This is a genomic window from Mycobacterium sp. 360MFTsu5.1, from assembly GCF_000383495.1.
GTDB classification, from domain to species: domain Bacteria; phylum Actinomycetota; class Actinomycetes; order Mycobacteriales; family Mycobacteriaceae; genus Mycobacterium; species Mycobacterium mucogenicum_B.
The window spans coordinates 71,893-90,849 of sequence record NZ_KB911465.1 but is presented as its reverse complement, the minus strand read 5'-3'; the positions used below and the strand labels follow the sequence as shown (position 1 = coordinate 90,849).

At 67.9% G+C, this 18,957-nt stretch carries 23 protein-coding genes; 9 read left to right on the top strand and 14 right to left on the bottom strand.

Annotation, left to right across the window (positions count from 1 at the left end; genetic code table 11):
• Both H289_RS30300 and H289_RS0110240 read right to left on the bottom strand, forming a co-directional pair.
• Window positions 1-818, bottom strand: an 818-nt coding sequence (locus tag H289_RS30300; RefSeq protein WP_196810023.1) for a DUF222 domain-containing protein, incomplete at its 3' end; no start/stop codon positions are given.
• Between the two features lie 122 nt (window positions 819-940).
• On the bottom strand, window positions 941-1,600 hold the full coding sequence (locus H289_RS0110240) for a VTT domain-containing protein (RefSeq protein WP_020100693.1): 660 nt from the start codon (window positions 1,598-1,600) through the stop codon (window positions 941-943).
• A 64-nt stretch (window positions 1,601-1,664) separates the two neighbouring features.
• Here H289_RS0110240 and H289_RS0110235 point away from each other — a divergent pair, with 64 nt between their 5' ends.
• Window positions 1,665-2,678 (top strand): alcohol dehydrogenase catalytic domain-containing protein, encoded by a 1,014-nt coding sequence (locus H289_RS0110235; protein ID WP_020100692.1) that lies wholly within the window; start codon window positions 1,665-1,667, stop codon window positions 2,676-2,678.
• Window positions 2,679-2,771: 93 nt separating this feature from the next.
• Window positions 2,772-3,818, top strand: coding sequence for a class II fructose-bisphosphate aldolase (gene fbaA, locus H289_RS0110230; RefSeq protein ID WP_020100691.1), 1,047 nt, complete (start codon window positions 2,772-2,774; stop codon window positions 3,816-3,818).
• A gap of 28 nt (window positions 3,819-3,846) precedes the next feature.
• On the opposite strand, the gene H289_RS33640 is transcribed toward fbaA, so the two are convergent.
• Window positions 3,847-4,284, bottom strand: a complete 438-nt coding sequence (locus H289_RS33640) for a hypothetical protein (protein ID WP_020100690.1) — start codon at window positions 4,282-4,284, stop codon at window positions 3,847-3,849.
• Between the two features lie 134 nt (window positions 4,285-4,418).
• Here H289_RS33640 and H289_RS0110220 point away from each other — a divergent pair, with 134 nt between their 5' ends.
• A complete protein-coding gene (locus H289_RS0110220; RefSeq protein WP_029105052.1) occupies window positions 4,419-4,832 on the top strand; it encodes a DUF3151 domain-containing protein in 414 nt (137 codons plus the stop codon).
• On the opposite strand, the gene H289_RS0110215 is transcribed toward H289_RS0110220, so the two are convergent.
• From H289_RS0110215 to H289_RS0110205, 3 genes are all read right to left on the bottom strand, one after another.
• Complete coding sequence (locus H289_RS0110215; RefSeq protein WP_020100688.1) at window positions 4,833-5,723, bottom strand: cation diffusion facilitator family transporter; 891 nt, start codon at window positions 5,721-5,723, stop codon at window positions 4,833-4,835. It lies immediately after the preceding gene.
• Window positions 5,724-5,822: 99 nt separating this feature from the next.
• A complete protein-coding gene (locus tag H289_RS0110210) occupies window positions 5,823-6,596 on the bottom strand; it encodes a site-2 protease family protein (protein WP_020100687.1) in 774 nt (257 codons plus the stop codon).
• A 9-nt stretch (window positions 6,597-6,605) separates the two neighbouring features.
• Complete coding sequence (locus H289_RS0110205) at window positions 6,606-7,241, bottom strand: hypothetical protein (RefSeq protein WP_051128454.1); 636 nt, start codon at window positions 7,239-7,241, stop codon at window positions 6,606-6,608.
• A gap of 81 nt (window positions 7,242-7,322) precedes the next feature.
• Between H289_RS0110205 and H289_RS0110200 the strand changes: the two genes are divergently transcribed.
• Entirely contained in the window at window positions 7,323-8,612 is a 1,290-nt protein-coding gene (locus H289_RS0110200) for an adenylosuccinate synthase (RefSeq protein ID WP_020100685.1), read from the top strand.
• On the top strand, window positions 8,609-9,256 hold the full coding sequence (locus H289_RS0110195; protein WP_020100684.1) for a PaaI family thioesterase: 648 nt from the start codon (window positions 8,609-8,611) through the stop codon (window positions 9,254-9,256). The genes H289_RS0110200 and H289_RS0110195 overlap by 4 nt, the downstream gene beginning before the upstream one ends.
• Here H289_RS0110195 and H289_RS0110190 read toward each other — a convergent pair.
• Window positions 9,253-11,184, bottom strand: coding sequence for an MMPL family transporter (locus H289_RS0110190; RefSeq protein WP_155944114.1), 1,932 nt, complete (start codon window positions 11,182-11,184; stop codon window positions 9,253-9,255). The genes H289_RS0110195 and H289_RS0110190 overlap by 4 nt on opposite strands.
• Window positions 11,185-11,290: 106 nt before the next feature.
• Between H289_RS0110190 and H289_RS0110185 the strand changes: the two genes are divergently transcribed.
• Complete coding sequence (locus tag H289_RS0110185; protein WP_020100682.1) at window positions 11,291-11,776, top strand: MarR family winged helix-turn-helix transcriptional regulator; 486 nt, start codon at window positions 11,291-11,293, stop codon at window positions 11,774-11,776.
• Here H289_RS0110185 and H289_RS30290 read toward each other — a convergent pair whose 3' ends face one another.
• From H289_RS30290 to H289_RS0110155, 7 genes are all read right to left on the bottom strand, one after another.
• Window positions 11,777-12,613 (bottom strand): GH25 family lysozyme, encoded by an 837-nt coding sequence (locus tag H289_RS30290; RefSeq protein ID WP_020100681.1) that lies wholly within the window; start codon window positions 12,611-12,613, stop codon window positions 11,777-11,779. It abuts the gene before it with no gap.
• On the bottom strand, window positions 12,610-12,801 hold the full coding sequence (locus tag H289_RS33380) for a hypothetical protein (RefSeq protein ID WP_020100680.1): 192 nt from the start codon (window positions 12,799-12,801) through the stop codon (window positions 12,610-12,612). The genes H289_RS30290 and H289_RS33380 overlap by 4 nt, the downstream gene beginning before the upstream one ends.
• 100 nt (window positions 12,802-12,901) lie before the next feature.
• Window positions 12,902-13,363 carry a VOC family protein gene (locus H289_RS0110175; RefSeq protein ID WP_020100679.1) on the bottom strand — a complete coding sequence of 154 codons (462 nt, stop codon included), beginning with the start codon at window positions 13,361-13,363 and terminating at the stop codon, window positions 12,902-12,904.
• A 31-nt stretch (window positions 13,364-13,394) separates the two neighbouring features.
• Window positions 13,395-13,880: an SRPBCC family protein gene (locus H289_RS0110170; protein ID WP_020100678.1), complete on the bottom strand. Its 486-nt coding sequence runs from the start codon at window positions 13,878-13,880 to the stop codon at window positions 13,395-13,397.
• Entirely contained in the window at window positions 13,877-14,272 is a 396-nt protein-coding gene (locus H289_RS0110165; RefSeq protein ID WP_020100677.1) for an ArsR/SmtB family transcription factor, read from the bottom strand. Before H289_RS0110165 ends, H289_RS0110170 begins: the two co-directional genes overlap by 4 nt.
• Before the next feature lie 107 nt (window positions 14,273-14,379).
• Entirely contained in the window at window positions 14,380-15,228 is an 849-nt protein-coding gene (locus tag H289_RS0110160) for a putative endonuclease domain-containing protein (protein ID WP_029105048.1), read from the bottom strand.
• Between the two features lie 117 nt (window positions 15,229-15,345).
• The gene (locus H289_RS0110155) at window positions 15,346-16,938 is read right to left on the bottom strand and encodes a Na+/H+ antiporter (RefSeq protein WP_020100675.1); all 1,593 of its coding nucleotides are present in this window, start codon (window positions 16,936-16,938) and stop codon (window positions 15,346-15,348) included.
• Window positions 16,939-16,996: 58 nt separating this feature from the next.
• Here H289_RS0110155 and H289_RS32350 point away from each other — a divergent pair, with 58 nt between their 5' ends.
• Genes H289_RS32350 through H289_RS0110145 form a run of 3 tightly spaced genes read left to right on the top strand, consistent with a single transcriptional unit; the run spans window position 16,997 to window position 18,952 of the window.
• Window positions 16,997-17,305 carry a UBP-type zinc finger domain-containing protein gene (locus H289_RS32350; RefSeq protein WP_081633387.1) on the top strand — a complete coding sequence of 103 codons (309 nt, stop codon included), beginning with the start codon at window positions 16,997-16,999 and terminating at the stop codon, window positions 17,303-17,305.
• Window positions 17,306-17,354: 49 nt separating this feature from the next.
• Window positions 17,355-18,506 carry an ATP-grasp domain-containing protein gene (locus H289_RS0110150; RefSeq protein ID WP_020100674.1) on the top strand — a complete coding sequence of 384 codons (1,152 nt, stop codon included), beginning with the start codon at window positions 17,355-17,357 and terminating at the stop codon, window positions 18,504-18,506.
• Window positions 18,503-18,952, top strand: a complete 450-nt coding sequence (locus H289_RS0110145; RefSeq protein WP_020100673.1) for an Rv0361 family membrane protein — start codon at window positions 18,503-18,505, stop codon at window positions 18,950-18,952. Before H289_RS0110150 ends, H289_RS0110145 begins: the two co-directional genes overlap by 4 nt.
• The last annotated feature ends 5 nt before the right edge of the window (window positions 18,953-18,957 follow it).

The following is an 18,957-nucleotide window of genomic DNA, read 5'->3' as shown; positions in this document are numbered from 1 at the left end:
CCCATGGCGGCGAGGGCGTCGTGGTTGCGTTGGTCGGTGCTGCGGGTGTCGTTGTCGATCTGGGCCTGGGTGGGGGTGCCGGATTGGCAGGGGGTGGGGTCGGCGGGGTTGCACATGCCGGGGGCGCCGAGTTTGTCTTGGACTGCTTCGAGGGTGGCGCGTGCTTCGGGGTCGAGCCAGCCGTCCACTTTGGACATGCCGTCGGGTTGTTGTTTGCCGATGCGGAAGCTGCGTTTGCGGGCGCGTTCGGCGTCATCGGGTAGTGGGCCGTCCTGATCGAGCAGGTAGAGCAGCGCCTCAGCCGCCGCACGCAGTTCTTCCGGGGTCTGGTGCCGCGCACCAGCAACCAGGGACTGCTCGAACTGTCCACTGGTGGTGGGGTCCACCCACCCGGGGAGTTTGTTGATGAACTGGCCGATCACTATCACGTGCTCGGTGTTGATCGCGCCCTCGGCCTGGGCCGCGGCGACAAACTCCCACAGCGGCGGCAACGGCTCCCCGGTCAGCCCCGTGCGGGGTCCGAGATGTTCGGCGTCGCGGACCTGGCGGTTGGCTTCGGTGGTGTCGATGTGCAACCGGACGCGTAGCACCTCGGCCCAGTTTTTCGCCCCGATCTCTCGCGGGGTGGTTTGGGTTTTCAGGGCTGCGAGGATCTGGTGGTCGACGGCTTCGGCAGCGCATTTGAGGCGGTGCCGCTGGGATTGCAGGTCCAGCAGTTCGTGGACGGTCAGGGTGGTGTAGTCGAGGCCGTTGAGCGTGGCCGCGGCTTCCTCGATCACCGCGTGCGCGGTGAGGATCGTGTCACGGCCGATAGTCATATTCGAACATTAGTTCGAGCTACCGACAATGCACCGTGACGAATGAGGCTCTAGTTAACCATCGTGACCAGTGCAAACAAAGTGGCCAAAGATTTTCGAACCCCGGGCCCACTCAGCCCGCATCAGCTCTCGGCGGCAGCCTTGCGACGCTGGTACCAGTGCCAGATCATCGGCGTAATGGATGCGACGAGGATCAGGATGAAGATCGGCTCGAGCAGCTTCTGAACGATGGGGAACTGCCCCAGCCAGTAGCCCAGCAGCGTGATGCCGCAGCCCCACACGACCGCGCCGATCACGTTGTACAGCGTGAAGGCGCCGTAACCCATCCGGGCCGCGCCGGCGGTGATGGGCGCCAGGGTGCGCACGATCGGCACGAAGCGGGCCAGCAGGATCGCGAATGGTCCGCGCTCTTCGAAGAAGCTGTGCGCCTCGTCGAGGTACTTCTGCTTGAGGACGCGGGCGTCGGGCTTGAACATCTCGACGCCGATGAATCGTCCGATGAAGTAGCCGGCCTGCCCGCCGAGGACCGCGGCGATCGGGATGGTCACCAGTAGGAGCCAGATGTTGAAGTTGGCCTGGGCGGCGACCTCGGCCTGAGCGGCGGTGCCGGCGGCCAGCATGCCCGCGACGAACAGCAGGGTGTCGCCAGGCAGGATCGGGAACAGCACGCCCGACTCCACGAAGATGACGACCAGCAGCCCGACGAGCGCCCACGTGCCGAAATAGGCGATGAGCTTCACCGGATCCATGAAGTCCGGCATGAGCGACAGCGTGCTGATCATGGGGTCAACATACCGGTCTATGTTGGCTGTTCCCTTAACCGCACATCGCCCATAAGGTCGGCGCATGGCCACTCACAGGGCAGTTCACGTTGCGCAAGCCGACGGCCCGCTCGCACTCGCCGACGTCGACACCGTCTCGCCGCCGCGCGACCACGTCCGCATCGAGGTCGCCGCGTGCGGGGTGTGCGGCACCGACCGCGAGTTCCACGCGGGGCACTTCCCGGGACTTTCGTGGCCGATCACCCTCGGCCACGAGATCGCCGGCACCGTCGCCGAACTGGGCGACGGCGTCGAAGACTTCGTCGTGGGCGACCGGGTGGCGGTGGGCTGGTTCGGCGGCAACTGCAACCGCTGCGTCCCATGTCGACAGGGCCATTTCATGCAGTGCGTACGCATGGAGGTGCCGAGCTGGCACTACCCCGGCGGATACGCCGAATCGGTCACGGCGCCAGCGACCGCGCTGGCCCGAATCCCGGACGAGTTCTCGTTCGCCGAGGCCGCCCCGATGGGCTGCGCGGGCGTGACGACGTTCAACGGATTGCGCAAGACGCGCGCCAAGGCCGGCGACCTGGTCGCGGTGATCGGGATCGGTGGCCTCGGCCACCTCGGCGTGCAGTTCTCCCGGGCGATGGGGTTCGAGACCGTCGCGATCGCGCGCGGGCCGGAGCGTGAGGCCGCCGCCAAGGAACTCGGCGCCCATCACTACATCGATTCGAACGCCTCGGACGTCGCTGCCGAACTGCAGCGTCTCGGTGGGGCGACCGTCGTGCTCGCGACGGCCGCGAGCTCGACGGCGATGGCCGCCACGGTCGGCGGGCTGGCACCCGAGGGGCAGCTCGTGACGGTCGGCGTCACCCCCGAGCCCCTGCCGATCAGCCCGCTCGACCTCATCAACGGCGGCTTCTCGGTCGTCGGGCATCCGTCGGGCACCGCGCGCGATATCGAGGAGACGTTGCACTTCGCCGCGCTCACGGGCGTGCGGGCCGTCATCGAGGAACGGCCTCTCGCGCAGGCCGCCGAAGCGTTCGACCGGATGAACAGCGGCCACGCGCGCTACCGGATGGTCTTGACCGTCTGACCGCATGAGCTGACGGGTGTCCCCCGGTGCCGCACTTCAGCTTCGCGTGACTGACATACTGGCCCAGACTGCAGGTTCGCCGAGAGGAAAAACATGCCCATCGCCACGCCCGAGGTCTACGCGGAGATGCTGGCCCGCGCCAAGGAACACTCCTTCGCGTTCCCGGCCATCAACTGCACGTCGTCGGAAACCGTCAACGCGGCGATCAAAGGTTTCGCCGACGCCGGTAGCGACGGCATCATCCAATTCTCCACCGGCGGCGCTGAATTCGCCTCCGGTCTCGGAATCAAGGACATGGTCACCGGTGCCGTCGCGCTGGCCGAGTTCGCCCACATCGTCGCTGCCAAATACGACATCACCGTCGCGCTGCACACCGACCACTGCCCCAAGGACAAGCTCGACACCTACGTGCGCCCGCTGCTGGCCATCTCGGCCGAGCGCGTGGCCAACGGCCAGAACCCGCTGTTCCAGTCGCACATGTGGGACGGCTCCGCGGTGCCGATCGATGAAAACCTGACCATCGGGCAGGAGCTGCTCAAGCTCGCGTCCGCCGCGAAGATCATCCTCGAGGTCGAGATCGGCGTCGTCGGCGGCGAGGAAGACGGCGTCGAGGCAGAGATCAACGACAAGCTCTACACGAGCTCCGAGGACTTCGAGAAGACCATCGACGCGCTGGGCTCCGGCGAGAACGGCAAGTACCTGCTGGCGGCGACCTTCGGCAACGTCCACGGCGTCTACAAGCCGGGCAACGTCAAGCTCAAGCCCGAGGTGCTGGCCGAGGGCCAGAAGGTGGCCGCCGCCAAGCTCGGCCTGCCCGCCGGTTCCAAGCCGTTCGACTTCGTGTTCCACGGCGGTTCGGGCTCGCTGAAGTCCGAGATCGAGGACTCGCTGCGCTACGGCGTCGTGAAGATGAACGTCGACACCGACACCCAGTACGCGTTCACCCGTCCGGTGGCGGCGCACATGTTCACCAACTACGACGGCGTCCTGAAGATCGACGGCGAGGTCGGCAACAAGAAGGTCTACGACCCGCGCAGCTACCTGAAGAAGGCCGAGGCTTCGATGACCCAGCGCGTCATCGAAGCGTGTAACGACCTGCACAGCACCGGCCGCAGCGTCTCCGCGGGGCTGGGCAAGTAGCCAAAACTGGACACCGCCGACTGGCCGGTCATGACGCAGGAATCGCGAAACCTTGTGTCGTGAGCGGCCATTCGGCGTTCATGGCCGAGTGGCCGCGCGTCAAAAGCACCGTGCCCAGCACTGCGACGGCGGCGATGGCCGCGATCACCAGGACCAGCGCGATGACCCAGCCCCAGCTGCGCCGGTCCTTCGGCGGCTTGACGGCGCCGGGGATCACCTGCGGCGCGGCCGGCGGCATCAGTTCGGTTTCCGGGTCCGGCAGCGGCGTGATGATCTGCGTCTTGCCGTCGAAGCCCGACGGCGCGGTGAAGCGCCGCACCGGGATGGTCGGGTCGGTCGCGGGATCGGCGGGCTCGAAGATTTCGGTTGCCGCCGCGGCGTCGTCGCCTGTCGAGGCAGCGCGCTGATCGGCATCGCGACGGCCGTCCGGTCCCGTCGGGTTCGACATGGCGGCTGGGTTCGACATGGGGGTGACTGTCCTCCCGAGATCAGATCGCGCACTGGGGCCGATGCGTCCTGGAGCAGGCCGCGACGTCCTACCTGGAGCTTAATCTCCCGCCTGCGGGATCTCAGCGAGCGGCCGCACGGCACAATGGCGCCATGACGCGAATGGGTGATCTGCTGGGTCCGGAGCCGGTGTTGCTGCCGGCCAACTTCGAGGCCGAGGACGCTCTCGCCGCGGGCAAATCCGCCACCGAAGTTGCTGCGGCGCAGCCGACGGCCTCTGTTGCGTGGGCCGCTCTGGCCGAGGCCGCCCTGGCCGACGGTCAGACCATCACCGCCTACGCCTACGCCCGGACCGGTTACCACCGCGGTCTGGATCAGTTGCGTCGCAACGGCTGGAAGGGCTTCGGCCCGGTGCCGTTCGCGCACGAACCGAACCAGGGCTTCCTGCGCTGCGTTGCGGTGCTCGCGAAGGCCGCGGAGTCCATCGGCGAGCAGGACGAGTACCTGCGCTGCCTGGATCTGCTGGACGACTGCGATCCCGCGGCGCGTGCCGAGCTGGGTCTCTAACTAGTCCATCTCGCAGTGGCAGCCGCCGTCGGCCGGCGGCTCCACCTGAACGGTGGCGTGGTCCAGACCGCGGGCGGCCAGCACGGCGCGCGCCGACTCGAGGACGCGCGCCGAATCCCCGGCGGACGTCAGGTGCGCGGTGGCCATGTCCTTGCCGGGCACCAGGGTCCACACGTGCAGGTCGTGCACGTCGGTGACGCCGTCGACGGCGGCCAGCGCTTCACGCAGTTCGTCGACGTCGATGTGGCGGGGTGACGACTCCGACAGGATGCGCAGGGCGGCGCGAGCCAGTGCGATGGCGCGCGGCAGTACCCACAGCGCGACCAGGACGGCGACGACGACGTCGGCGTACGGCCAGCCGGTGGTGACGTTGACGATGCCCGCGATCAGGACGCCGATGCTGCCGACGGTGTCGGCGACGACCTCCATGTAGGCGCCCTTGACGGCGAGGCTGCTGTCGGCGTCGGAGCGCAGGAGGAGCACCACGACCAGGTTGGCGAGCAGTCCGGCGACCGCGACGACGATCATCGGGACGCCGGGAATCGAAGGCGCCGCACCCAGTCGCTCATAGGCCTCGTAGAGGATGAACGCCGCGACACCCATCAGCAGGGCGGCGTTGGCGACCGCGGTGAAGACCTCGGCGCGGTGCCAGCCGTAGGTGCGGGCCGCGGACGTCGACCCACGGCGGGCGAGCATGACGGCGCCCAGGCCCATGAAGATGGCGACGAGGTCGGTCAGCATGTGCCCGGCGTCGGCCAGCAGCGCGATCGAGTTGATCATCAGCGCGGTCGTCAGCTCGATGACGAAGAAGACGCTGAGTACGGCAGCGGCGATGATCATGCGGCTGGCGCGCGTGTTCGCGCCATGGCTGTGGTCGTGTCCGGCACCCATGCCAGCAATATATGCAGAACTCTGCATATGTCGCAAGACGCCCCGGGATTTGTGCACGATTTTCCGCGGTCAGCGCGGAAAATCGTGCACAAATCCCTGCTACCAGGCGGACCAGAAGCGGGTCAGGGCGCTGCCGATCATCGCCAGGCGCGGCGGCACGCCGGTCAGGCTGACGGCCGAGTAGACGACGTTGAAGAACAACCGGTTGAGCTCGGGGACGATCAGCAGCAGCATCAGGATCAGGAAGCCCCACTGCCGGGCGGGCAGCAGTTCGCGCTGCGTGTCGGCGCTCAAGTGCGGTTCCAGTGCGCCGTAGCCGTCCAGCCCCGGAATGGGCAGCAGGTTCAGGAACAGCGCCGTCACCTGCAGGAATCCCAGGAAGGCCAGGCCCGCCCAGAACACCGGATGGTCGCTGTCGAACAGCACCGCGGTCGCGACCAGCAGGATGGCGGCGAGCACGAGGTTGGCGAACGGGCCGGCCAGGCTGACCAGCGTGCGCTGCCGCGGCGTCATGTACTCGGTGCGCACGTACACCGCGCCGCCGGGTAGGCCGATGCCACCGAGAGCGATGAACAGGGCCGGCAGGCCGAGCGACAGCAGCGGGCTGGCGTACTTCGCGGGGTTCAGCGTGAGATAGCCGCGCAGCTCGACATCGCGGTCGCCGAACCGCCAGGCGGTGTACGCGTGGCCGAACTCGTGCAGGCACAGCGACACGGTCCAGCCCGCGATGACGAACACGAAGACACCGGCGTAGGCCAGCGGCCGAACCTCGGCGCCGCAGAACCACGCGACGGCACCACCGGCGACGGTCAGGGCCACGATCGCCCAGAAGACGGGGCTGGGACGGACGGCGCGCCGGACAGGCATGGTCATGACTGCAAACTAGCCGACCCGCAGCCAACCCTGGATATGGCGGTAGAACGCCGACCGCCGCGCCGGACGGGCGGCCGCCACGCCGTCGCGCTCAACCAAAACTCCGGTGCTGCCGAGTTGGGCGGCGCGGCCGGCGACCCAGCCCCGTCCCGGCCCCGAACGCCCGGCCCCGAGGGGCCGCGCGCGCAGCCCCGGCATGCCGGGGAGGGGCTCGATGACGACGCCCGCGGACTCGCCGTCGAACAGCACGGTGTCGTCGACGACGGCCTCTCCGGTGATGGCGTCGCCGCCCGACGGCAGCCAGCGTGCGGACCGGACGATCACCGCGCCGGTCTCGTCGCGAATGAGCGGAACACGTTGGGCGACACCGTCTCTGGCGCGGCGTGCGGCACCCAACCCGCCGCGCGTCAGGGGTGGGACGAAGCCGACCTCGACGTCGAGCCGGTCGTCGCGCAGCAGCCGGGCCAGGGTGGCCGACAGATCGGCGTGATCGCCGACGACGATCACCCGGACAGCGCCGTCGGGGATCGTCGGAGCACTGGCCGAGGGCACCGGGATGGCCGTCAGATCCGCCAGCGCGCGGGGTGTCCGACGGTCGCCGAAGACCAGCGCCACGACATCGCCTGAGGCCTCTCTGGCGGTCAAGGCCTCTCCTCTCGTCCTGCTGGGATAAGGTTGCTCACCGGCTGCCACTGTATTCAGGCAGGTAATGCGGGAGGCAAAACGATGCCGGCAATCGTGCTCATCGGGGCCCAATGGGGTGACGAGGGCAAAGGTAAGGCCACCGATCTACTCGGTGGACGTGTGCAATGGGTGGTCCGCTACCAAGGCGGCAACAACGCCGGGCACACGGTGGTACTGCCCACGGGGGAGAACTTCGCGCTCCACCTCATCCCCTCGGGCATCCTGACGCCCGGGGTCACCAACGTCATCGGCAACGGTGTCGTGGTCGACCCAGGTGTGCTGCTCAGTGAGCTCTCCGGGCTCGAGGACCGCGGCGTGGACACCTCGAAGCTCATGATCTCGGCTGACGCGCACCTGCTCATGCCGTACCACGTGGCCATCGACAAGGTCACCGAGCGGTACGCGGGCAGCAAGAAGATCGGCACCACCGGTCGCGGCATCGGTCCCTGCTACCAGGACAAGATCGCGCGCATCGGTATCCGGGTGGCCGACGTCCTCGATGAGGAGCAGCTGGCCGCCAAGGTCGAGGCCGCACTGGAGTTCAAGAACCAGGTGCTGGTCAAGATCTACAACCGCAAGGCGCTGGACCCGGCCGAGGTCGTCGAGAGCCTGCTGCAGCAGGCCGAGGGCTTCAAGCACCGCATCGCCGACGCCCGGCTGCTGCTCAACCAGGCACTGGAGCGCGGCGAGACCGTGCTGCTGGAAGGCTCGCAGGGCACCCTGCTGGACGTCGACCACGGCACCTACCCGTTCGTGACGTCGTCCAACCCGACGGCGGGTGGTGCGGCCGTCGGCTCCGGCATCGGCCCCACCCGCATCACCACGGTGCTGGGCATCCTGAAGGCCTACACGACCCGCGTGGGCTCGGGCCCGTTCCCGACGGAGCTGTTCGACGAGTACGGCGCCTACCTGTCCAAGACGGGCGGCGAGGTCGGCGTGACGACCGGCCGCGCCCGGCGCTGCGGCTGGTTCGACGCCGTCATCGCCCGGTACGCGACCCGCGTCAACGGCATCACCGACTACTTCCTGACCAAGCTCGACGTGCTGTCCAGCCTGGAGACGGTGCCGATCTGCGTCGGCTACACCGTCGACGGCAAGCGCACCGACGAGATGCCGATGACGCAGGCCGACATCGCCCGCGCCGAGCCGATCTACGAAGAGCTGCCAGGCTGGTGGGAGGACATCTCCGGGGCCCGCGAGTTCTCGGACCTGCCGGCCAAGGCGCAGGACTACGTGCTGCGGCTCGAGGAGCTCTCCGGCGCCCATGTGTCGTGCATCGGCGTCGGTCCCGGCCGGGACCAGACGATCGTGCGCCGGGACATCCTCGGGTGACAGAAGGGGCGAGCGAAGCGACGGGGAAAAGCGAAGGTTTCATCGACCAGCACGGCGGATTCCCACGATTCGAGGTTGCCGACCCGGGGCCCGGCTTCGGCCGCTTCCTCGAGGGCATGAGGCGGCTGCAGGACCTGGCCGTCTCGGCCAACCCGGACAGCGACACATGGGACGACGCCGCCGACCGCGTCGAGGAACTCGTCAAGCTGCTGAAGCCGTTCGAGGCGGCCGAAGGTGTCGGCCCGGCCATCCGGGTGCCGTCGCTGCCGGGCGCCGGCAGTCTGCTGATGCCGCCGTGGACGGTCACCAAGTTCTCGCCCGAGGGCGTCGAGATGGAGGTCGAGTTCAGCCGGTACCACGTGGGCGGCAACTACGCCGTGCACGGCGGGGTGCTGCCGCTGCTGTTCGACCAGGCCTTCGGCATGCTGATCCACGCCGTCAATCGACCGATGAGTCGCACGGCGTACCTGCACGTCGACTACCGCAAGGTCACGCCGATCGACACGGTGCTGACCGCCAAGGCCCACGTCACCGAGGTCGAAGGCCGTAAGACGTTCGTCGCGGCCGAACTGTTCGATCCCGAGGGCAACCTGCTGGCCGAGGCCAATGGCCTGATGGTCAGCCTGCTGCCCGGCCAGCCCTAGGGCTCGGCGCGCAGCGCGGGCCACCAGATGCGGGGGCCGATGAGCGTGAACAGCGCCGGGATGATGACGGTGCGCACCACGAAGGTGTCCAACAGGATGCCCAGTCCGACGATGATGCCCAGCTGCGTCAGCACGATCAGTGGCAGCACGCCGAGCACGCAGAACACCGCGGCCAGCACGATGCCGGCGCTGGTGATCACCGCGCCCGTCGCCGAGACGGCGCGCACGATGCCCTGCCGGTTGCCGAACTCGGGCGTCTCTTCGCGCGCCCGGGTCACCAGGAAGATCGTGTAGTCCACGCCCAGCGCGACGAGGAACAGGAACGCGAACAGCGGGGTCCCGTTGTCGAGCGCGGGGAAACCGAGCAGGTGCACGCTCGCCCAGCCGCCGAGTCCCAGCGCGGCCAGCGCGCTGAGGACCGTCACCGCCACCAGCAGGAGTGGGGCCAGGGCCGAGCGCAGCAGGACGTACAGGACGGCCAGGACGACCAGCAGGATCGCCGGGATGACGATCTTCCGGTCGTGTTGCGCTGCCGCCGCGGCATCGCGGGCCTGTGCGTCGGGGCCGCCGACGACTGCTTGCGCATCGATCTGGTGCACCGAGTCACGAAGGGCGTCAATCGTTTTGAATGCTTCCGGCGAGGCGGGCGCGGCAGCCAGGACCACCGACCACTGCGTCAGGCCCGACGCCGAGCGCCCGGCCGGCGTCGCCGACACCACGCCGGGGGTGCGGGTGATGACGTCGGCGACCGCGGGGTCCGATGCGATGACGATCGTGGGATTGGTCAGGCCGCTCGGGAAGTGCGCGGCCAGTGTGTCGTAGCCGGCGACGGACTCGGCCTGCACCCGGAACTGCTGGGTCTGGGACAGCCCGATGGGCAGATTCACCAGACCGACGCACAGCGCGGCCAAGCCGGCCAGCGCCACGGTGGCGACGCGGCCCGGCCTGCGGGACACCCCGGCTGCGACGCGGTGCCAGACGCCGCTCTCGGTGAGCGGCATGGCGTGCGAACCGGTTTCGGGGATGAAGGGCCAGAACAGCCGGCGGCCGAACAATCCGAGCAGCGGCGGCAGCACCAGCAGGACGAACACCGCGGCGACCACCAGGCCGGACGCGGCCTGTACCCCGAGGCTGCGGTTGCTCGGCGCCGAGGCGAGCAACAGAGTCAGTAGGGCCAAGACGACAGTGGCGTTGCTGGCGATGATCGCGGGGGCCGCGGCGCGCCATGCCACCCGCAGCGCGTCCCGGTGATCGCTGCGCCGGGACAGTTCCTCGCGGTAACGCGAGATCAGCAGCAGCGCGTAATTGGTCCCCGCGCCGAACACCAGCACGCTCGTGATGCCGGCCGTCGAACCGTCGGGGTTCAGCCCCGTCGCCGCGGCCACCGCGGTGCCGACGACCGCGCCCACCTGATCGGCGAACCCGATGACCAACAGCGGGATCAGCCAGAGGATGGGCGAGCGGTACGTGACGATCAGCAGCAGCGCCACGACCGTGGCGGTCACCGCGAGCAGCGTGAAGTTGGCTCCGGCAAAGGAATTCGCGATGTCGGCGCCGAATGCGGGCCCGCCCGTCACCTGAGCCCGCAATCCGTCGGGCAGCGCAGCCGATACCTGCGATCGCAGCTCATGGACCGCGTCGCGAAGATCGAAGCCGGACAGGTCGGCCGCCAGCGGCGCCACTCGCACCGCTGCCTTACCGTCCTCGGACACTCGAGCGCCCGCTCCGGCCGCGGTGACGTCGGCCGGACTCAAGGGCGCGCCGTCCGTGCGGGTGACGACGATGATCGCCGGCGCGGTCTCGCCGCCGGGGAACTGTGCGCGCAATGCGTCGGCGCGGGCGGATTCCGCGCCGGCCGGCACGGCCACCGGCGACCGTGACGCCGAATCCCCGGCGCCGAGCAAGGCCATGGCTGCGCCGGAGAGCATCAGGACGATGAGGGCCACTGCCCATGCGACTCGAGTGGACACTCCCAAAATATTTCAGATACTTAAACATTAAGCAAATGAACTTCATGGGCGCTATGCTCTCCGCGTGCCAACGCCGCTGGACCGTGCCGACCTGGAGGCGCAGATCGCCGTCGACGTGCGGGCACTGACGGCCGAATCCGACCAGATCGGCCGTGCTTTCGCCGTGCAGAACGACCTGGGCGCCAATGATTTTCGGGCACTGCTGCACGTGATCGTCGCCGAGTCCGCAGGGGCACCGCTGACTGCGGGCGAGCTGCGCAAGCTGATGGGCACCTCAGGGGCGGCCATCACCTACCTGGTGGAGCGGATGATCAGCTCCGGCCATCTGCGCCGTGATGCCGATCCCGCCGATCGGCGCAAGGTCATCCTGCGCAACGACGACAAGGGGCTGGCCGTCGGCCGGGAGTTCTTCAGTCCGCTGGCTCGGCTCAACACCCAGGCTTTGGCCGACCTGCCCGACGCGGACCTCGAGGCGGCGCACCGCGTCTTCGTGGCGCTCACCGGCGCGATGCGGGCGTTCCGCGACGAACCCGCCCCCGGCGAGCCGTGATCACACGGCCGACGAGGCCTTGAGGGCGTCGACGTCCGCCCTGAGCGCGGCCAGTGCGTCCACCACTGTCAGGTTCTGCCCGGCAGCGTTGTGACCGAGCTGCGGCCAGCCTTTCAGGTTCGGGCCGCGTAACTGGGTCTGGATGTCCTGCACGATGGCCAGGATCTGATTGAGGGTCGCGGTGTTCGGGTCCGGTTGAGTCACGGTTCCTCCGTTCAGCAGTGCGATGAGTTGGTCGAGCGTGCCCTGGAATGCGTTGCAGTCCACCGACAGATTCCCGACCAGTGCGGCATCGGTGAACTGCAGGATCTGCGGCGTGGCACCACCGTAGGGGAACCAGTAGCGCTGATTGTCGTTGCCGGGATAGAGGTTTGACGCGTAGCCGGTGCCGTTGACGTAATTCGACGCGATGAGGCCCGGTACCTGAGAGATGTCGGGCGAGCCGACCTGTTGCCAGTACCAATGCGGGATGTACGACAGCGAGATCGTCACCCCGACGGCATTGAAGGCATTGACCACGGCCCAGAAGTTGTGGATGTCACCGGAATTCGCTTCGAAGTCGAGCATCGCATACTGGCCACCGTTATTGCTGAGCCACGTCTGGGCCTGCGCCGCCGGGCTGTTGGTGGTGACGTAGTGATAGCCGATGTGCGGAAAGTGGTTGTCCCGGCACCACTGTGCGATCACCGGCCAGTACGGATCCCGGTAGTAACTGCCTTCGGACACCTTCTGCTCGATCCAGGAGAAACCCTGGCCGGGTAGCTGGGAGACGAAGGCGATGGCATCGGCGGCCGAGCGGAAGTTGTTGTTCGACGTGTCCGGTCCGTAGAGCGTCACAGTACCGTCTCCGGATTCACCGGCGTCCAGCTCGTCGTGCTCGCCAAAGCCTTTGTGTCGGCGCTGGATCCGTCGTGAGACTGCACCGTCCACTGCAACCGGCCGTCGGCGTCGTGCGTCGCCGTGGCGATCGCGCCCGCCTGCTCGTACACCTCGCCGAGGGCTTCGGGTTTGCCCGCCGCGTTCATAGCGAATCCTCGCCTTCTCCCGTAGAGGTATTGTCCCGCTTCGATTCTCGTTCTCGGCGGGCACTTTCCACGATAGCGCGATCCCCGCGGCCGGGTCGGGTCAGGCGTTCTCCAGTTCGGCGATCACGATCTTCTTCTGGCGCATCATCGTCTGCATCTGCTCGGGGCGGCCCAGTAGCTGATCCATCTTGGCGGGGATGATCTGCCAGCTGATCCCGAATCGGTCCTTGCACCAACCGCATTGCTCGGATTCCGGCACGTGCGAGAGTTTGGACCAGTAGTGGTCGATCTCGTCCTGGTCTGCGCATTCGACGACGAACGAGATGGATTCGTTGAAGGTGAACAGCGGTCCGCCGTCGAGGCAGACGAAATCGACGCCGTTCAAACTGAATCGGCCGCCCAGCACCTTGCCCGACATGCCCTTGAAATGTTCGTCAAGGGCCTCGTCCGGGTACTCCTCGACCGAGATGATCCGGGAGTTCGGAAACACGTCGACGTAGTAGTTCATGGCCTCGCGGGCCTGGTCGTTGAACCAGAGACATGGCTGGATGGCTGTCGGCACGTCGTTCTCCTTGTCTTTCAGTCGTTTTCGGTCAGGCAGCCAGCAGCGCGTCGATCTGGCCGAGGGCGCCGGTCATGCCCTCGACCATGCCCATCGCGGTCACCTTCTCGAGTTGTTCGAGGTCGGTGAACCGGGTGACGATCGTCATCCGGGTGCCGGTGTCGATCGCGTCGAACGACACTTCGAGGCGCATCGTGGGCATTTCGGGGTCAGGCTCGCCATCGGGCTGCGAGAAGCCGTCTTCGATGAGAAGCCGAGACGGTGCGTCGACCTCGAGCGTGGTCCACCAGCCCGGCGCCTTCTCGCCCTCGGGACCCGTCATGTGATAGCGCGACTGCCCGCTCGGGGTGAGCTCGTGCCGGGTGAACGTGGCCGGCCACGTCGGCGGACCCCACCAGCGTTCCAGCTGCCGCGGGTCTTCCCACACCTGCCAGACCCGCGCCGGTGGCGCGGCGAACTCGGCCACGAAGGTCATGGTGAGGGCTTGCGGGTCGGCGGCGCTGCTGATCACCGTCATCGGTGGTCCTTTCGTTTTGTGCTGCTTGATTTTTCGTGTGGTGGGTAACCGTCTTCGGCGAGGATCGCCTCGATGCTCGCGGCACGGTCGTGCCAGAGCGCCGCGTACCGCTCCAGGAGCACGCCCGCTCGGTGCAGGGTTTCGGGCACCGCACGCACGAGTTGTTCCCGGCCGCGGCGCTCTTTATGCACCAACGCGGCACCGGCCAGTACCGCGACGTGTTTCTGCACCGCCGCGAAGCTCATGTCGTAGCCGCGGGCGAGCGCGCTCACCGACTGGTCGCTGCGCATCGTGCGGGCGACGATGTCGCGGCGGGTGGCGTCCGCCAATGCGTGGAAGATCCGGTCGATCTCCGCATCGGTGAAGGCCTCAGGGGAAGTATTTACAACCATTTGGTTGTAGGTTAGGTGATGTTGTGAGGCGGGTCAAGAGTCTGTCGCCGAGAAGGACCAAATGGTCGCTCTTTGGCTGCAATAGCGACCATTTGGTCCTTCTCGGGCTAGGGCAACCCGGACCATCCCCGCTCGAGCAGCGCAGTGCGGGCGTCTTCGACAATCTCGACCCCGGAGTCCTCTTTGATGACATGGATGACGTGCCACTTCAGCCTCAGCAGTTCCCGGTTGGCCCAGACGTCTATCGAGTACTGGCGTCGATCAGTCAGGTGCTGGACGCCGTCGTACTCGGCACCGACCTTGAATTCCTCCCAGCACATGTCGATCCGGCGGACGTAGCGCCCGAACTCGTTGCGAACCACGTACTGAGTTGTGGGCGTGGGCAATCCGGCGTCGATGAATAACAACCGCAGCCGGCTTTCACGTGGCGATTCAGCGCCGCCGTCGACCAGAGGCAACGCCTTCCGTAGGCGAGCCAACCCCCGCGCCCCTGGGTGCTGCTTCGCGAGCAAGTGGACGCCTTCGAACCCGAACGGGGCAGCGTTCATCAATGCATCGAGCCGCGCGACGGCGGTGTCCCGGGGTAGGTGGCGAGCCAGGTCAAAAGCCGTGCGCACCCGGGAAGTGACGCGCACGCCACCGATGGTGACCACTTCGTCGTCGGCCAAGGAGTCGTGCCGGACGACGAGTCCACTCTGGCCTTTGCACAGTGCGACGACATCGATGGGCACATCGTCATCCACCCACTTCGCGCCGTGCACTGCAGATGCAGCGACCCCGCCTATGACGCCGAGTGGCACCGCGAGGGCGGCTCCACGAATCCGGTCGCGCAACTTCACTTGATGATGTCGAGGGACGTAGATGCCATGAAAGATCGGTCGGTAGCGGTGGCGCAATTGCGCTCGGGTCAACACGCCGGCGGCGATCGCGTCGCCCCCGACGAAGGGAATCAGCATGTCTTCTAGACGTGTGGGCGGGCTGATCGGCTCCATCGTGGATCGAAAGGGACCAAATGGCGGCTATGTAGTGCTGATCAGCAGCCATTTGGTCCTTCTCGGCGCTGGACCCGAGCCCTACTCCCGGTTGAGCGCTGCCTCTTCCAAATCCAGCCCGTGCAGCACCGACCGCAGCACCTCGTCGTCGATGTTCCCGGCATCGCGTTCGGCGATGTACGTCTCGCGCTCGGCCGCCAGCATCTCCAGCCGCAGCCGGCGCATGGCCGACGCCGGACTCTCGCCGATGTCGTCGTCACTGCGGCCGAGTCGCTCCCACACCGCGTTGCGGCGCCGGTCGTTCCAGTTCTGCAATATCTCGCCGACGTGCTGTTGGGCGCTGGAATCGCTGCTGCGCGCCAGCAATTCATCGAGCCGGTCGGCCGCTGCCTGCGCGGCACGACTCGACGCCGCGGCCTGTTCCAGGGCGTCCTGGTGGGCCTCGGCCTCGCTGCGCACGTCCAGCACGCGGATCAGCCACGGCAGCGTCAGGCCGTGCAACAGCAGCGTCCCGACCACCACGACGAACGTCAGGAACACCAGCTGCGGCCGCCCCGGGAAGGGTTCACCGGCCAGTGTCGTCATCGGCACACCGAATGCCGCGGCCAGTGACACGACGCCGCGCATACCCGCCCACGCCACGATGAAGACCTGCGACGGGGTCGGCGTGGGTTCTCGCTCACGGACGCCGCGGAACAGCATCCGCGGCGTGTAGGCCATGACGTACACCCAGACGATGCGGATGCCGATGACCGTCGCCAGCACCGCGGCCGACGCCACGATCAGGGTGACCGCGCGGATGCCGGTCAGCTCGTCGATGACCGTCGGCAGCTGCAGGCCGATCATCAGGAACGCGAACGACTCCAGTACCAGCTGGATCGACTTCCACACCGCGTCGTCCTGCAGCCGGGTGGCGTACGACGCCCGGGTCGCGCGCTGTCCGAGCAACAGTGCGGCGACGACCACCGCGATCACCCCGGAGCCGTGCGCCTCTTCGGCCAGCCAGTAGATGAAATACGGTGCGACGAGCCCGATGGCGCTCTCGACCAGCGGGTCATCCAGCCACGTCCGGATGAACTCGATGAGCCAGCCGATCAGGCCGCCGATCACGACACCGCCCGCCGCGGCGAGCGCGAAGGTGCCCAATGCGCCCTGCCAGGTCGCGGCGGCGCCGACGGCAGCGGCCAGCGCGACCTTGTACGCGGTCAGTGCCGTGGCGTCGTTGAGCAGGCTCTCGCCGCCGAGCAGCGTCATGATCTGGCGCGGCAGTCCCAGTCGGCGGCCGATGGCCGCGGCGGACACCGCGTCGGGCGGCGCGACGATGGCGCCCAGGGTGAGGGCCGCGGCGACCGTCAGCTCCGGGACGGTGTGAAACGCGACGAAGCCCACCACCAGCGTGGTGGCCAGCGGCAGTCCGACGGCGAGCAGCCCGATGGGGCGGACGTTCTTGCGCAGGGCCAGATAGCTGCTCTCCAGCCCGGCCGACCACAGCAGCGGCGGCAGCACGACGAACATGACCAACTGCGGCTGCATCTCGATGGCCGGGACGCCGGGGATCAGCCCGACGGCCAGTCCGGCGACGACGAGTCCCAGCGGCGCGGAGACGTCGTATCGGCGGGCCAGCGCGGCCAACAACACCGAGGCCACCAGCACTGCCAGCAGTGGGGCACCCACGTCCTCGAACCTCCTCGGTCAGCCAGCCCTATCCTTGTTCAACATGCTGGGGAAATGGATGCAGTCACGGGCAACGCGACCGCGCGAAGAAAATTCCCCGACCACCTGCACGCACCTCGCCGACGCTGTCGGCCAACCTGAACCGGAGCCGCAGACGCCCGGCCGCTGTGGTGACTGTGCGGCACTTGGGGAGGATACGTGGGCGCACCTTCGGATGTGTCTGACGTGCGGGCAGGTCAGTTGTTGTGATTCCAGTCCGCACCAACACGCCAACGAGCACTATCGCCGCACGGGCCATCCCGTGATGCGGTCGGTCGAGCCGGGGGAGAGCTGGCGGTGGTGCTACGTCGACATCAGGTTGGGTTGACGGGGAGAGTGGTCGACGGGGCGAGCGAGCGACGGGGGAGGTTGGTGACTTGGTGGATCGGACAACGGTTCTGGTTCTCGGCATCGGTGAGCTGAGCAGTGAACTGGTGCTGTCCTTCCAGCGGCTGGGGACGCGGGCGACCGCGGTGCCCGCGCCCACGGGAGGGGAGGCATTGCGGACCCTGATCGACCGGCACACCCCGCAGCTGGTGGTGGTGCAGTCCCCGGCGGCGGACCTCGGCGCCGACGTCGTGCAGGCATTGGCCGGGCTCGACGAAGTCGCGGTGTTCCCGACGCCGGCTGCCCTGCGGCTCGCCTCCGATCGCGAGGCGCTGCGCACCCTGGCGGCCGACGAGCTCGGGCTGCCGACGCCCCCGTTCTGGTTCGCCGGATCGGTCGACGAGCTGACCGCGGTGGCCGAGCACGCGGGGCTGCCCTTGACCATCACGCCGGTGACGCATCCGGGAACCGAGGGCGCGGGCCGTTCGGTGCTGTCGCGTCTCGAGGACGTCGACGTCGCGTGGCACCGTGCGGTGGCCGCGGGCGGTGAGCGGGTGATGGCCGAGACGGCCGTCGACGTGGCGGCCGAGTTCACGATGCTGACGGTGCGGACGCAGGGCCAGGCGGGCCCGGTGGTGCAGTTCTGTGAGCCGATCGGTCACCGCCGCGACAACTCTCATGCGGCCGGGGGTCCGCTGGAGTTGTGGCAGCCGCACGAGCTGTCGGAGTCGGCGCTGGACGCGGCGCGCTCGATCGCCGCCCGGATCGTGGGCAAGCTCGGCGGCACGGGGCTGTTCACGGTCGACCTGTTGCTCGGCGCCGACCCGGAGTCGGGGGCCGAGGAGGTGTACTTCGCGACGGTTCATCCGATGCTGACGGGCGCCGGCTTCGTGACGACGCGCTCACAGCGGCTGTCGCAGTTCGACCTGCATGCGCGGGCGGTCCTCGGGCTGCCGGTCGACACCATCATGATCTCGCCGGCGGCTGGTGAGGTCAGCCGCCCGTCGTCGGACCGCGCGGCGCTCGCGCGGGCACTGCCGGATGCGCTGGCCATCGCCGAGAGCGACGTGCGGCTCTCTGGCGAGGTGTGCGTGGCATTGGCGACGGCGCCGGACGTCGTGCGGGCGCGTGACCGCGCGCATCAGGTGGCCGCTGTGCTCAACCACTCGGCCGCGATCAACCAGACAGGGACGGCACCATGACCGAATCGGAATCGCAGCCGCGGCAGACGCTGGGCCCGTTCCTGGCCGCGCTGGCGCTGATTGTGGTCCTCGTGGTCATAATTGCCGTCCTGAACGCGATCGGGGTCTTCGGCCGGAATGATCCGACGCCGGAGCAGCTGGTGCGCACCGCGGTCGTCGGCCAGAACGACGGGCTGCAGCGCAAGGACTACGCGCGCTTCCAGACGTACACCTGCAAGGCCCAGGCCGGCACCGAGGCGGATGTGCTTGCCAAGCAAGAGGATTCGGCAGCCAAGAACGGGCAGCGCTACGTCGACGAGGTGCGCGACATCAAGTTCGACGGCCAGAAGGCCACCGCTGTGCTGATGTACCACTTCGACAAGACGCCGGATCAGAAGCCCACGGCGCCGGTGGTGCTGGTGAACGAGGACGGCGCATGGAAGGTGTGCTCGCCGGTCCCGAGCTAGTTTGT